This is a genomic window from Streptomyces sp. NPDC005820 (genome assembly GCF_040630255.1).
Lineage (GTDB): Bacteria > Actinomycetota > Actinomycetes > Streptomycetales > Streptomycetaceae > Streptomyces.
This window is the reverse complement of record NZ_JBEXXE010000039.1, coordinates 95,729-109,246: the sequence shown is the minus strand read 5'-3', so window position 1 is coordinate 109,246 and position 13,518 is coordinate 95,729. Positions and strand designations below refer to the sequence as shown.

Here is a 13,518-nt window from a genome sequence, read left to right as displayed (position 1 = left end):
GAGCTCGCCGTCGTCGGCATCCCCCGCGAAAAAGCCGCCGAGATACACGCCGAAACCCTCGACGTCCTCCTCGCCGCCATCGCCAAACCCGCCGTCACCCACCACGGCACCCACTTCTCCTTCGACGACATCCGCATCACACCCGGTTTCCTGCGCACCTCCCCGCCCGTCTGGACCGCCTCCACCAACGAGGCGTCGGCCCGCCGCGCCGGCTCACTCGGACTCAAGATGTGCGGCGGCTTCGCCGACGTCGACAAACTCGTCCCCGTCTACCAGGCCTACCAGGACGCCGCCCGCGAAGCGGGCATGCCCACCGGCCCCGACCAGGTCGGCATCCGCCGTGAGGTCGTGATCGTCGAGGACGAGGCGGACCTCGACCAGGGCGCGCGGACAGCCGAGGAGGGGCACGAGGAGTTCTTCCGGGTGCAGCTCGAAAGCCTGAAGATCCCGGACGCCCCGAAGAAGGAGCTGTCCCGCGACGATCTCATCCTGGGCACGCCCGCGCAGGTCGCCGACGAGATCATCCGCCAGTGCCGGGCCCTCGGCGCCGGCAACTTCGCGGCCACCTTCAACTTCGCCCCGGCGCAGCTTCGCCGGACCCACGAGCTGTTCGGCCGCGAGGTCATCCCCCGGCTGCGCGCGGCCGAGATCGGCTGACCGGCGATGAGCGACTTCTCCACCTTCGCGTACGTTCCCGGCGACGACCCTCGGCAACGGCTGGACGTCTTCACTCCCCACCCGGTCGCCGATCTGCACACCGCGGTCCTGGTGCTGCACGGCGGCGCCTTCCGGCTCGGCGACCGCGCGGCCGTGCACGCCCGGTGCCGGGCCCTGTCCGCACACGGTCTCACGGCGATCGCCGTCGGTTACCGGCTGCTCGACTCCGCGGCCTGGCCCGCCCAGCTCGACGACGCCCGGGCGGCCCTGCTGTGGACGCACGAGCACGCCGACGAACTCGGCGTCGACGCCGGGCACATCGTGCTGCAGGGACACAGCGCCGGAGCACAGCTCGCGCTGCTCCTGGCCGGCACCACGGGCCGCTACCAGCCCGACGCGCGTGGCACCGCAGCCCCGGTACCGGCCCCCGCCGCCGTGATCGCGTACTACCCTCCCGCCGCGCTGTCCCTGACGCCCGGTCGCGGTGAGCTGCCGGCCCAGCACATGCTCGGGCCGGACGTCACGGCCGAGGAGGCCGCGCTGGCCAGCCCGATCAACCACATCGACGAGCACTATCCACCGACCGTCCTGATCCACGGCACCGACGACCGGTTCATTCCGCCCGTCACGAGCCTGTGTCTCTTCGACGCCCTGACCGCGGTCGGCGTGATCCGCGAACTGCACCTGGTCTCCGGGCAGGACCACGAGTTCGACACGACACCGCGCTACACCCGGAGCAGCGCCCGCCTCGTCGTCGACTTCCTGCGCGCGCACGTCATCGAGCCGGACCAGGTCACGAAGGAGGTCCTGGAGGGCAACCTCCTCGCCTCGATGCCACCGCCGGGCGGTGCGGCCGGGCCGAACGCCGACCACACGTGACACATCACGACCTCGTCCTTGATCTGTTCCCAGGAGACCTTGATGGCACGCATGACCTTTGTTCGACCCCTCGATATCGATCAGGCCTTTGACACCGGGTTCAAGGGCTATCGGGCGCAGTTCCTGTCGCATCTGGAGAGCGCTCTGATGATCGCGAGCACCATCGAGGAGGGAGGCTGCGGCCCGGGCCTGCACTACCACCGCAGCGATCAGCTGTACTACCTCATGACGGGCTCGATGAAGGTGCGCCTGGGCGACGAGGTCCATCAGGTCCGGGCGGGCAGCCTGGTCTTCATCCCGGCCGGACTGGCGCACTGCAACTGGAACGAGGGGCCCGGCACCGAGACCCACTTCGAGATGATCATTCCGGCACCGGCACCCATGGCGCAGATCGCGATCATGGTCGACTCGCCGGCCGACATACCGGCCGAGGACCGCACCGATCGCCGGGGTTACGTGCGCACACTCGATCCCGCCGCCCTCCCCGAGGCGCTGCCCGGTTTCCGAATGCAGCCCCTGGCCGACCCCGAGTCGGGCTCCCACGGAGCCGTCGTCAACTACCTGGAAGTCGACCCCGGCCGTGCCGGGCCCGGCACCCATGTCCACGAGTTCGACCAGTACTACCTCGTCCTGGAAGGGCGTCTCACCATCGAGGTCGCGCTCGAGAAGCACATCGCCGAGCCCGGCACACTGGTCATCCTTCCCGCGGGCGTACCCCACCGGCAGTACAACGAGGGCGACGTGACCGAGAAGCACCTGGGGATCCTGACGCCCGCTCCCGAGCCGGGCAGGCCCTGGGACCGCGGAGTCGACTTCGCCGCCAACGGGGACGATCACGGTGGCACCACGAACGCCCCGGCCGCGGCGCCGAGCGGAGCGACACGATGACCGGGCTCGGCGGGTACGGCCCGCGCCCGGCGAACCTGCCGCTGCGGCGCGGGGTGGTCGACTTCTCCGACGAAGCCGGGGTCGCGGCGATCCTCGCGCTGGTGGGCGACGCCGAGCTGCCGCCGGTCGCGGAGACCGCGGGCCTGCCGTTCGTGGGCGTCACCACCGACGGCAGGCCGGTGCCCGACCTGTTCGCATTGCGCGACGAGGGCGCACCGGTCGCCCGCGCGGCACAGGCGGCTCGCGACCACCTCGCCGGCCTGGACGCCCGGCAGCGCGCGAAGGCCGCCCTGCCGCTGGACGCGGTCGAGTGGCGGCTGTGGAGCAACGCCTTCCTGACCTTCGACGAGCACGGTCTGCTGCTGCAGGAGCTCACCGACGCCGAGCGCAAGGCCGCCCTCGCCGTCGTCGAGGCCTCGATCAGCGCCGCCGGATTCGACCAGGCACGCCAGGCCATGCGCCTCAACGGCAGGCTCGGGGAGCTCGTCGGTGCCTACGACGACACCCTGACCGAGTTCTGCTACCGGTTCACGATCTTCGGCGAGCCCTCGTCCGACCAGCCGTGGGGCTGGCAGCTGCAAGGGCATCACGTCGACCTGCACTGCCTGTTCGTCGGCGGACAGGTCGTGCTCACACCGGCGTTCCTCGGCGTGGAGTTCGACGGCGACGTCGTTTTCGCCGAACACCAGGAGCGGGCAAGGGAGTTGATGGCGTCCTTGTCCGCCGTACAGCGCGGGCAGGCGTTGCAGTACGGGTCGATGCTGTCCACCGAGCTGCCACCCGAACTGGCAGGAGTCGTGGACGGCCGGCACCGTGCCGGAGCCGGGCGCGACAACCTGGTCCTGCCCTACACGGGCCTCGCCGGCGACCAGCTGTCGGCCGGTCAGCGGGAACTGCTCCTCGCGCTCACCGACCCTTATCTGCAGGCCCTGCCCGAGTCTCCGCGCACCCACCGCCGGGCCCAGATCGCGCGGCACCTCGACTCCACCCACCTCGCCTGGATCGGCACCTGGGACGAGGGCGCGCCCTTCTACTACCGCGTGCACAGTCCGGTCGTACTCATCGAATACGACAACCACCCGGGCATCTTCCTCGACAACGACGAGCCCGAGCCGTTCCACGTCCACACGATCGTGCGCACACCCAACGGCGGCGACTACGGCAAGGACCTCCTGCGTCAGCACTACGCGCACCACCACCACTGACCCCAGTTGCCCCGGGAGAGCTCCCAGGTGAACACCTACCAGGACCGGCCGTGGCTGGCCCGCTACCGTGCCGGCCAGTCGGCCGCGGTCGAGCCCGAGTACCACACCATGCTCGACATGTTCCGCGCGTCCCTCGGACGCGCCCCCGAACAGGTCGCGCTCCGCTACTTCGACGGCGCGGTCACCCTCGCCCAGCTCGACCGGTACTCCGACGCGCTCGCGTCCGTCCTTCTGGACGGCGGTTTCCGGCGCGGTGACCGGATGGCCGTCTACGTGCAGAACGATCCCGGCTTCGTCATCGGTCTGCTCGGGACGTGGAAGGCGGGCGGCACCGCGGTCGCGATCAACCCGATGAACAAGGCCCACGAACTGGAGTACCTGCTCGCCGACTCCGGCGCGAGGGCACTCCTGTGTCTGGACAGCCTGTACGAGGAGGTCGCGCGGGGCGTCATCGCGACCGGCCGGACGAGCGTCGGCACGGTGATCACCACCTCCGCACTGGACTGGCAGGCCCGCGACGACGAACGAGTGCTGCGGCCACCACGCCCGCCCGTCCCCGACGGCACGTCCGACCTGTCGGCGCTCATCGAGCTGCACGGTGGGCGACGCCCCGGCGCCGCGCCCCCGGAGCCGGACGACGTCGCGGTACTCACCTACACGTCGGGGACCACCGGCCGCTCCAAGGGCGCGATGAACACCCACCGCACCATGGTGTACGGCTGCTACAACTTCCGCGACTGGCTCGACCTCACCCCGGTCGACAGCGTGCTCGGCATCGCACCGCTGTTCCACGTCACCGGTCTGATCGGCCACGTCGGCCTGTCGCTGCTGCTGCCGTGTCCGCTCGTGCTCACCCATCGCTTCCATCCCGCGGTCATGCTGGACGCGCTGCGCGAGCACCGCCCGACGTTCACCGTCGGCGCGATCACGGCGCTCACCCGGCTCGCCGAGGAGTCCGGCCGGCCCGCGGAGGACTTCTCGTCGCTGCGGATCGTCTACTCGGGCGGCGCGCCGATCGCGCCCGCCGTCAACGACGCGTTCCGGGCCAGGACCGGGATCTACATCCACAACGTCTACGGGCTGACCGAGACCAACTCACTGACGCACGGGACACCGCTCGGCGCCAGGGCGCCGGTCGACCCGGCCTCGGGTGCCCTGTCCGTCGGGGTGCCGCTCTTCGGCACCGTCGCCCGCATCCTGGACGACGACGGCGGGGAGCGAGCGGTCGGCGAGATCGGCGAGATCGCGATCAGCGGGCCGCAGGTGGTCCCGGGCTACTGGAACCGGCCCGAGGAGTCCGCGGCGGCCTTTCCCGACGGCGAACTGCGTACCGGTGACGTGGGCTTCATGGACGCCGACGGCTGGTTCTACCTCGTGGACCGCAAAAAGGACATGATCAACGCATCCGGGTACAAGGTCTGGCCGCGGGAAGTGGAGGACCTGCTGTACACCCACCCGGCGATCAGGGAGGTCGCCGTCGTGGGAGTGCCCGACTCCTACCGCGGCGAGACGGTCAAGGCCTTCGTCTCGCTGCACCCCGGCGCGACGGCGAACCCGGAAGACCTCATCCGGTACGCCAAGGACAACATGGCCGCCTACAAGTACCCCCGCCTCGTCGAGATCGTCGACGAACTGCCCAAGACCGCGACGGGCAAGATCCTGCGGCGGCAACTCCGCGACAACCCTCCCCTGCCGGGTGCGGGCAGCTGAACGCGCCATCCGGCAGGACGACACTACGGAGCAGCGATGGATTTCACGGAGACCGACAAGGTTCGGGATCTCAAACTACGCGCCACCCGGTTCCTGGACGAGTTCGCCATCCCCGCGGAACCGGTCTACGCACAGCAGAAGGCCCAGATCGGGCCGTGGGAGACCCCGCCGGTCATGGCGGAACTGAAGAAGGCCGCCCGCGACCGTGGCCTGTGGAACCTCTTCCTTCCCGGAGAGCGCGGCGCCGGGCTGACGAACCTGGAATACGCCCAGGTCGCCGAGATCACCGGAAGAAGCCCGTGGATCATGCCGGAAGCGCTGAACTGCTCCGCGCCCGACACCGGCAACATGGAGACGCTCGCCCAGTTCGCCGCGCCGGCGGTTCAGAAGCGGTGGCTCGAACCCTTGCTCGAAGGCGAGATCCGCTCCGTCTACTCGATGACCGAGCCCCTGGTCGCCAGCTCCGACGCGAGCAACATCGACACCACCATCACCCTGGACGGCGACGGGTTCCGGATCAACGGCCGCAAGTGGTGGTCCAGCGGCGCGATGAGCCCTGCCTGCGAGGTCGCCATCGTGATGGGCCGCTCGGACCCGGGCGGGGAACGTCACCGCACCCACAGCATGGTCGTGGTCCCGCTCGGCACTCCCGGGGTGAAGGTCCTGCGGTCCACCAGCGTCTTCGGATACTCCGACAGCGGTCACGGCGGTCACGCCGAGATCGTCTACGACGACGTCCGGGTTCCCCGGGAGAACCTCCTGGGCGAGCTGCACGGCGGTTTCGCGATCGCCCAGGCCCGCCTCGGCCCCGGCCGGATCCACCACGCCATGCGCCTGATCGGCATGGCCGAACGCGCCTTCGACCTGATGTGCGTCCGGGCCCACCAGCGCACCCCCTTCGGCAAGCCGCTCGCCGAACAGGGCGTCCTGCAGGACTGGGTCGCCGAAGCACGCATCCGGATCGAGACGACCCGCCTGCTCGTCCTGAAGACGGCATGGCTGATGGACACCGTGGGCAACCGCGGCGCGGCCGTCGAGATAGCGGGAATCAAGGTGGCCGCGCCGAGGATGGCCACCTGGGTCATCGACCACGCGATCCAGGCCCACGGCGGCGGTGGCGTGAGCCAGGACTTCCCCCTGGCCGAGCTGTACGCACAGGCCCGCATGCTGCGTATCGCCGACGGCCCGGACGAGGTCCACAAGATGTCCCTGGCCCGCCGTGAGCTACGCCGGTACGCGCCGAAATAGCCCGCGGCCCGGGTCGTGACACTTCACAGACGCTGTCGTAGCATGACGCTCGTTAGGCTACGCCGGTGTGGCCCGCCGCATCGGTCGTGCAACGGTCGGCCGAAGGACGGGACCTTATGGCAGACACAAGTGCGTTGGCGCTGGAAACCCCATCGTCCGAGGCCGTCTACCGCATGCTGCGGAACCAGATCATGACCTGCGAACTGAGCCCCGGCCGACTGCTCACCGAGCGCGAGAGCGCCGTCGAGCTCGGACTCGGCCTGTCCCTGGTGCACGAGGTGCTGACTCGCCTGATGCGGGACGGACTGGTCCAGGCGGTGTCCCCCGGTGTGTACCGGATCACCCCGCTCACCCTGAAGTCCGCCAACGACCTGCTCACCGTCTGGACCCTGCTCGCCCCGGAGATGGCCGCGCTGGGCACCAGTCGGGCCGACCCCCAGCAGGCCGCCGGACTGCGGCAACTGATGGTGGAAGGGAACACGGTGCTCGCCGGGCCGCCCGACCGGAACCGCGTCATCCGGTTCATCGACATCGCCGAACAGGTCTTCGGCCTGGTCGCCACGGCCTCCCGCAACGAACGGCTCGTCGAGACCTACCGGTCACTGGCCGGCGAGACGTGGCGGGTGATTTCCCTGATCCTGCTGGCGGCCGACTGCGTCGACACGCTCCTGGCCGCGGGCGTGACATGGGGTTCGACGATAGAAGATCGCGACGGGGCGACGGCCACCCAGATCGTCCGGGATGTCACCCTGGCAACGCATATGTCCGCGATGCGCGTGCTGAGCAACCGACCAGGAACCGGCGGTGGGGGCGTCGTGCTCCCGCTGCGGCGCTGAACACGGCGGCTTGTGCCGTCGTCGGACGACGTATCCGTCGAGACCCGGCAGGAGCACTCCTGTGAACGGTATGATCGGCCTCGCTGGTATATCACCGAGTACCTCGACCGTCCGGGAGCGAGTCACGTGTCAGTCACCTCGTCCGAACCCGTGTCACTCGGCGATGCCGCGTACCGGAAACTACGGGCCGACATCGTGTCCTGCCGACTCGTTCCGGGCCAGCGCCTCACCGAACGGTCACTCGCCGAGACGACCGGCTTCGGTATCTCCCCCGTTCGGGACGCGCTGACCCGCCTCAGTCACGAGGGGCTCGTCCGAACCCTGCCCCGCAAGGGTTACCAGGTCACCCCGCTGACTCTGAAGTCCGTCGACGATCTGTTCACGCTCTGGCGGATCGTGGGGCCGGAGACCGTCCGCCTCGGCGTGCAGGACGCCACCGCCGAACAGCGCCGCCAGATCGTCGCCGCGTTCACCGCGGCACTGCCAGGCGGCGACCCTGAGGCCGGGGAGGGCGATGAGCAGCCCCTGCGGCGGGTCGAGACGGCCACCGCGGCCTTCGCCAGTCTGGCCGCGGCGACCGACAACGACTACCTCATCAGGGTCCACGACCGACTGCAGAACGACATCGCCAGAATCCTGGCGCTCATCATGGTCGAGGCCGACACATCGGTGCCCGATCCAGCGGTCGACACGGAATGGATCGATCTCATCGAGCGGCGCGAAAGCGACGCCGCCGCCGCGCGCACCCGAGACTACATAGGCGACCTGCACACGCGCGTCCTGAGGATCCTGACCCGCTGGCCGTCGGTCGTCTCCAGCGAGATCACCTCGGTGCGCGGCTGACCCATGCGTGAGGCGTGCCCGAAACGGCGGGTGCCGCCCCGGACGGCTCCGCGGCAAGGCTCTGATGTGGTTCTGATGAAACTCTGAGCGGATCCGGGTCGATCGCTGATGAAAAGTTGATCATCAGGCGCCACGGATGCGGGAAGACGAGAGGACGGCGGCCGCGACGCGGTCGGCGCCTCGGACCATGCCGGGGCCCTGGGCACGGCGGACGAGCGCACGGATCCGCGCACCGACCTCGAAGATGTCGAAGGGCTTGGTGACATAGTCGTCGCCGCCCATGGCGAGCGCGTGGCACTCGTCCTCCACCGTGGTGCGGGCGCCGAGGAAGAGCACCGGGGTGTAGTCACCCGCCACCCGGAGCCGCCGGCAGACCTCGGTGCCGTCCAGGTCGGGAAGCATGCCGTCCAGCAGGACCACGTCGGGCCTGCGCTCTCGGACGGCTTCAATCGCCTCGTTCCCGGTGGCATTGGTCCGATCGCCGCCTGGGCGTCGAAGCAGCTCTCTGGGTCAAGTCTGACGCACCTTTGGTCAGGGGATTTGTCGGATCTGACAGGTACCTGCATCCTGGGACCATGAGCGATCATGTTGCCTGATGACGGCTGATGCCACGTGATGGCGTGGTGCCTGATCAGACCACATGCACCGTGTTCGGCGCCGCCACCTCGTGCTGCACAGCCCAAAGGCGTCCGGCCACCCATCGGCCACCCCGATTCATCCGCGCTGCACGACTGCCATCGCACTCAGGCGCCGACGACCAACTGCCCCAGGAGACGCTCCACATCCTTGCGGAGGTCGTCCGCGGCGGTGTCGCGACCGGTCAGGTACCCGAGCAGCGCCTGCTGGAAGAGCCCGTCGAAGACCGCGTACGCCGCTTGGGGCGATACCACGGGGGGTGAGCCGACGAGTTCGGCAAAATGGCTGACGACGCGCCAGATCATCCGTTCCAGGCTCTGGTCGATGTCGAGGACGTCGTCACGGAACGACTCCTCGAACAGGCTCTGGTTCCGCAGGTCGTACCAGAGCCTGTGCATCGGCGCTTCCTCGCGCAGCGTGTCCGCCATCGCCGCGCCGAAGCCCTGCGCGAGCTCCTCGGCCGAGCCCGCGGTGACGATGATCTGGTCGTAGCGGGTGACGCACTCCGCCTTGTACTGCCGCACGCAGTAGGTGATCAGCTCCACCTTGTCGCGGAAGTAGTAGTGCAGGACACCATGGGAGAACTCGGAGTTCTGCGCGATCTCGCGCAGGCTCGTGCGGGCGTAGCCGAGTTCGGACAGGGTCCGCAGCGCGGACGCCGCGAGCTGCGCCCGTCGCTCGGCGAACTTGTCAACCTGCCGCCGGGAGATCCTGTCCCGGCTCTTGCCCGCAGTCTGGGTCACAGTGCCTCTCCGTCGGCCCTTCCGCCCGCCCGCACCATGCGGACCGCTGCGCCAGGCTATCGCGGCCGGGGGCGAGAGCCCAGCAAAAATCTGGACAGTCGTCAAAGAATACCTGGACAGTCGTCAAGGAAAGTCTTGACGACTGTCCAGAAATGCCTACGCTGACGTCACGTCCCGCAGTCCCCCGGTCCGGACTTTCCCTACGGCCGAGTGCGTGACGCCGACAGCACGTCATCTCGACGAGGAGATGTTCCATGAGCGTGTACGACCTGACCGGGCGCAAGGCCCTGGTGACGGGTGGGGCCCGAGGACTCGGGGCAGGCATGGCCGAGGCACTGGCACGGGCCGGCGCCGCAGTCGTCATCGGCGACATCCGGGAGGAGGCGGGCAAGGCGACGGTCGACTCACTCAGGGAGTCCGGCGCCACCGCCGCCTTCGTCTCCCTCGACGTGACCGAGGACGCGAGCTGGGAATCGGCCATCTCGCAGACGATCGACGAGCTGGGCGGCCTGGACATCGTCGTCAACAACGCCGGCGTCGAGATCTCCGGCCTGGTCGCCGACCTGGACCCGGCCGATGTCCGCCGGATGCTGGAGGTGAACGTCCTCGGCACGGCACTGGGCGTCAAGCACGCCTTCCGCGCGATGCGCCCCGGCGGTCCGGCCGGCAGCGGTGGCGCCGTCGTCAACATCTCGTCGGTCGCGGCGACCATCCCGTTCCCCGGCATCGCGGGCTACTCCGCGACGAAGTCGGCGGTGGACCGGCTCACCCGGGTGGCCGCTCTGGAATCCGGCAAACTCGGCTATGGCGTACGCGTCAACTGTGTCTACCCCGGCCTCGTACCGACCGAGATGGGCGCCAAGCTCGCGGCGGACATGGAGAGCCTGGGCCTGTGGCCGAGCGCGGAGGCGGCCGTCGGCGACGTCATCGCCCTGACGCCGCTCGGCCGGCTCGGCGAGGTCGCCGACATGGCCGACGCCGTGGTCTTCCTCGCCTCGGACGGCGCCCGCTTCATCACCGGGGCCGGCCTGCCGGTCGACGGCGGCATGGGCATGTGACGGGCCCCTTCCCGGCTCCTCCACCACGCTCTCCCACCGCGAACCACCGAAAGGCCGAACGATCATGAGCAACGACAAGCCCGTCGTCGTCTACGGGGCCTCCGGCTACACCGGCCGCCTCGTCTGCGAGTACCTCCGGGAATACAACGTCCCCTTCATCGCCGCCGGCCGCGACAAGGCCCGCATCCAGGAAGTCCTCGACAAGGTTCCCGGGATCGACACCGTGGACCACGAGGTCGTCGAGGTCGAGCACGCGGTCGGCCCGCTGACCGAGCTCTTCCGCGGCGCCAGGGTGGTGAGCAACATGGTCGGCCCGTTCATCAAGTACGGGCCGGAGGTCGTGGAGGCCGCCCTCGCGGCCGGCTGCCACTACCTCGACACCACCGGGGAGCAGGACTGGCTCCTCGACGCGCAGACCCGATGGGGCGACCAGTACGCCGAGAAGGGCCTCCTGCTCGCACCCGGTGTCGCGCAGATGTACACCACCGGTGAGATCGCGGCCAACATCTGTCTGGAGACACCGGGCCTGGACACCCTCGACATGCTGGTGCTGTGGAAGGGGTTCCCGACCTACGCCTCCACGCAGACGATCTTCACCATCCTGAAGGCCGACTGGCACTACCTGGAGGAGAACCAGTACAAGAAGTGGGACCCGCTCACCGCCGTCGAGGTGGCCGTCCCGGGACGGCACGAAACGGCGCTGGCCCTGCCGTGGGGCGGCACCAGTCATCCCGTGTGGTTCAAGAACGACCCGCGCGTGGCGAGCTGCAGGGTCCTCGGCGGCGTCCTGGACCGCGGCGTCATGCAGGGCGTGGTGGAGACGGTGAAGATGGTCGAGGCCCAGATCAAGACCCTTCCGGCCGACCAGCAGGACGCCGCGCTGGCCGAGGTCGCCGCCTCGGTGCAGGCGGGCATGCCGCCCCGGGAGAACCCGAGAATCAACACCTCGGTGGACTCCGTCCACGCCTCGGGCCCGCTGGGGCGCGCGCACTGCGTGATCCACGGCAACAGCAACTACAAGCAGACCGGGCTGCTCCAGGCGTACGCCGCGTACTCGCTGCTGCAGCAGGCGCCCAGGCGCGTCGGCCTGGCGTCGGCCTGCCAGGCCTTCGGCCACCGGGAGCTGCTCGGCGTGCTCAAGGCGTTCGGCCTCGTACTCGACCCGGTGCTGACCGTTCACAGCTGACCGTTCCGGGGGCTCCTGCCGCTCAGGCGCGGAGCCCCCGGTCACCCACGCAACCACTGAGGATGGCGTCCGTGCGGCTGACCGACTACCTCGACAAGGGCGCGTCCCTGGGCCCCGGGACCCCTTGCCTGACCACGGGGGACCAGACACTCACATACGGCGAGGTCCAGGAGCTCTCCTGGCAGGTGGCCCGCGCGCTGGACCGATCGGGAGTACGCCCCGGGGACAAGGTGGCGGTCCTCTCCGCGAACGATCCGACCGCCTTCTCCTGCGTGTTCGGCATCTCGCGGGCGGGCGCGGTGTGGTGCCCGGTCAACCCCCGCAACGAAGCCGCCGAGAACCGCGACCTGCTGGACCTCTTCGACTGCGCCTGCCTCGTCTTCCAGGAGGCCTACGCCCCCCTGGTCGCGAAGATCCTGCCGGACCTGCCGAAGCTGACCACGCTGGTCTGCCTCGACGGATCCCCGGCCTTCGCGACAGCCTTCGACGAGTGGCTGGACGACGTTCCCGCCGCGCCCTGGCAGGCCGAACCCGTCGACGAAACCGTCATGCTCGTCGGTACGGGCGGCACCACCGGCAGACCCAAGGGCGTCATGCTGACCGGCCGGAACATCGAGACCATGTCGGCGCTGACGCTGATGAGTTACCCGTTCGGCACCCGCCCGGTCTACCTGGCGCTCGCCCCGCTGACCCACGCGGCCGGAGTGCTGTGCTTCCCCGTCATGACGCTCGGCGGCGAGATCGTCATCATGCCGACGCCGGACCTGACCGAGTTCCTCGCGCTGGTCGAACGTCACCGGGTCACCCACACCTTCCTGCCCCCGACCCTGATCTACATGCTCCTCGGCAACGCCCGTCTGCCGGCCACGGACCTGACATCCCTGCGGTGCCTCTGGTACGGCGCGGCCCCGATGTCGGCGGCCCGGCTGGCGGAGGCCATCGAGCGGATCGGCCCGGTGATGGCCCAGCTCTTCGGCCAGTCCGAGGCCCCCATGATGATCTCGACGATGGCGCCCGAGGACCACTTCCACGCCGACGGCTCGCTCGCCTCCGAACGTTTCGCCTCCGCCGGACGGCCCGCTCCGCTCGTGACCGTCGCCATCATGGACGGTGAGGGCAACCTGCTGCCGCCCGGTGAGCCCGGCGAGATCGTGGTGCGCGGTTCCCTCGTGATGGCGGGCTACTACAAGAACCCTCTCGCCACGGAGGAAACGTCCCGGTACGGCTGGCACCACACCGGGGACATCGGCTACCTCGACACCGACAACTACCTGTTCATCGTCGACCGCGCGAAGGACATGATCATCAGCGGCGGCTTCAACGTCTACTCCGCGGAAGTCGAGCAGGCGGTCATGGGGCACCCCGCCGTCCAGGACTGCGCGGTCGTCGGCCTCCCGGACGACAAGTGGGGCGAGCGGGTGACCGCGGTCGTGCAACTCCACCCGGACCAGAACGTGACCGGGACCGACGTGCGCGCCTTCGTCAAGGCCAGGATCGGCGGCGTCAAGGCTCCCAAGCAGGTCGAGGTGTGGCCGGACCTCCCCCGGTCGAAGGTCGGCAAGGTCCTCAAGAACGAGGTCAGAGCGCAGCTCCTGCGTGAACTCCCCGGCAGCCGGTCGTAGGAGATCT

General features: G+C 69.4%; 13 protein-coding genes. 11 read left to right on the top strand and 2 right to left on the bottom strand.

The window, feature by feature from the left end; all coding sequences use genetic code 11:
- The 8 genes from ABZ464_RS37800 to ABZ464_RS37765 form a co-directional block, all read left to right on the top strand.
- Positions 1-657: LLM class flavin-dependent oxidoreductase (locus ABZ464_RS37800; RefSeq protein ID WP_359285264.1), on the top strand; the 657-nt coding region annotated here is incomplete at its 5' end.
- Between the two features lie 6 nt (positions 658-663).
- Positions 664-1,536, top strand: a complete 873-nt coding sequence (locus ABZ464_RS37795) for an alpha/beta hydrolase (RefSeq protein WP_359285262.1) — start codon at positions 664-666, stop codon at positions 1,534-1,536.
- 42 nt (positions 1,537-1,578) lie between these two features.
- The gene (locus ABZ464_RS37790) at positions 1,579-2,424 is read left to right on the top strand and encodes a cupin domain-containing protein (RefSeq protein ID WP_359285260.1); all 846 of its coding nucleotides are present in this window, start codon (positions 1,579-1,581) and stop codon (positions 2,422-2,424) included.
- On the top strand, positions 2,421-3,629 hold the full coding sequence (locus ABZ464_RS37785; protein ID WP_359285258.1) for a DUF3500 domain-containing protein: 1,209 nt from the start codon (positions 2,421-2,423) through the stop codon (positions 3,627-3,629). The genes ABZ464_RS37790 and ABZ464_RS37785 overlap by 4 nt, the downstream gene beginning before the upstream one ends.
- 27 nt (positions 3,630-3,656) lie before the next feature.
- A complete protein-coding gene (locus ABZ464_RS37780; RefSeq protein ID WP_359285256.1) occupies positions 3,657-5,339 on the top strand; it encodes an AMP-binding protein in 1,683 nt (560 codons plus the stop codon).
- Between the two features lie 36 nt (positions 5,340-5,375).
- Positions 5,376-6,587, top strand: coding sequence for an acyl-CoA dehydrogenase family protein (locus ABZ464_RS37775; protein WP_359285255.1), 1,212 nt, complete (start codon positions 5,376-5,378; stop codon positions 6,585-6,587).
- Between the two features lie 116 nt (positions 6,588-6,703).
- Positions 6,704-7,423 carry a GntR family transcriptional regulator gene (locus ABZ464_RS37770; RefSeq protein ID WP_359285253.1) on the top strand — a complete coding sequence of 240 codons (720 nt, stop codon included), beginning with the start codon at positions 6,704-6,706 and terminating at the stop codon, positions 7,421-7,423.
- Between the two features lie 126 nt (positions 7,424-7,549).
- Positions 7,550-8,266, top strand: a complete 717-nt coding sequence (locus tag ABZ464_RS37765; RefSeq protein WP_359285252.1) for a GntR family transcriptional regulator — start codon at positions 7,550-7,552, stop codon at positions 8,264-8,266.
- A 123-nt stretch (positions 8,267-8,389) separates the two neighbouring features.
- Here ABZ464_RS37765 and ABZ464_RS37760 read toward each other — a convergent pair whose 3' ends face one another.
- Together ABZ464_RS37760 and ABZ464_RS37755 are read right to left on the bottom strand one after the other, a co-directional pair.
- On the bottom strand, positions 8,390-8,767 hold the full coding sequence (locus ABZ464_RS37760; RefSeq protein ID WP_359285274.1) for a response regulator: 378 nt from the start codon (positions 8,765-8,767) through the stop codon (positions 8,390-8,392).
- A 242-nt stretch (positions 8,768-9,009) separates the two neighbouring features.
- Positions 9,010-9,645 (bottom strand): TetR/AcrR family transcriptional regulator, encoded by a 636-nt coding sequence (locus tag ABZ464_RS37755; protein WP_359285250.1) that lies wholly within the window; start codon positions 9,643-9,645, stop codon positions 9,010-9,012.
- 254 nt (positions 9,646-9,899) lie between these two features.
- Here ABZ464_RS37755 and ABZ464_RS37750 point away from each other — a divergent pair, with 254 nt between their 5' ends.
- The 3 genes from ABZ464_RS37750 to ABZ464_RS37740 all read left to right on the top strand — a co-directional run bounded on the left by ABZ464_RS37750 (position 9,900) and on the right by ABZ464_RS37740 (position 13,511).
- On the top strand, positions 9,900-10,703 hold the full coding sequence (locus ABZ464_RS37750; RefSeq protein WP_359285248.1) for an SDR family NAD(P)-dependent oxidoreductase: 804 nt from the start codon (positions 9,900-9,902) through the stop codon (positions 10,701-10,703).
- A 64-nt stretch (positions 10,704-10,767) separates the two neighbouring features.
- Positions 10,768-11,889 (top strand): DUF5938 domain-containing protein, encoded by a 1,122-nt coding sequence (locus tag ABZ464_RS37745; RefSeq protein ID WP_359285246.1) that lies wholly within the window; start codon positions 10,768-10,770, stop codon positions 11,887-11,889.
- Positions 11,890-11,960: 71 nt separating this feature from the next.
- Positions 11,961-13,511: a long-chain fatty acid--CoA ligase gene (locus ABZ464_RS37740; RefSeq protein ID WP_359285243.1), complete on the top strand. Its 1,551-nt coding sequence runs from the start codon at positions 11,961-11,963 to the stop codon at positions 13,509-13,511.
- The last annotated feature ends 7 nt before the right edge of the window (positions 13,512-13,518 follow it).

What these genes read in the sequence shown, in the direction of transcription:
- ABZ464_RS37795 (WP_359285262.1), top strand. Translation starts at nt 664, where the DNA reads ATGAGCGACTTCTCCACCTTCGCGTACGTTCCCGGCGACGACCCTCGG.
- ABZ464_RS37790 (WP_359285260.1), top strand. Translation starts at nt 1,579, where the DNA reads ATGGCACGCATGACCTTTGTTCGACCCCTCGATATCGATCAGGCCTTT.
- ABZ464_RS37785 (WP_359285258.1), top strand. Translation starts at nt 2,421, where the DNA reads ATGACCGGGCTCGGCGGGTACGGCCCGCGCCCGGCGAACCTGCCGCTG.
- ABZ464_RS37775 (WP_359285255.1), top strand. Translation starts at nt 5,376, where the DNA reads ATGGATTTCACGGAGACCGACAAGGTTCGGGATCTCAAACTACGCGCC.
- ABZ464_RS37770 (WP_359285253.1), top strand. Translation starts at nt 6,704, where the DNA reads ATGGCAGACACAAGTGCGTTGGCGCTGGAAACCCCATCGTCCGAGGCC.
- ABZ464_RS37750 (WP_359285248.1), top strand. Translation starts at nt 9,900, where the DNA reads ATGAGCGTGTACGACCTGACCGGGCGCAAGGCCCTGGTGACGGGTGGG.
- ABZ464_RS37745 (WP_359285246.1), top strand. Translation starts at nt 10,768, where the DNA reads ATGAGCAACGACAAGCCCGTCGTCGTCTACGGGGCCTCCGGCTACACC.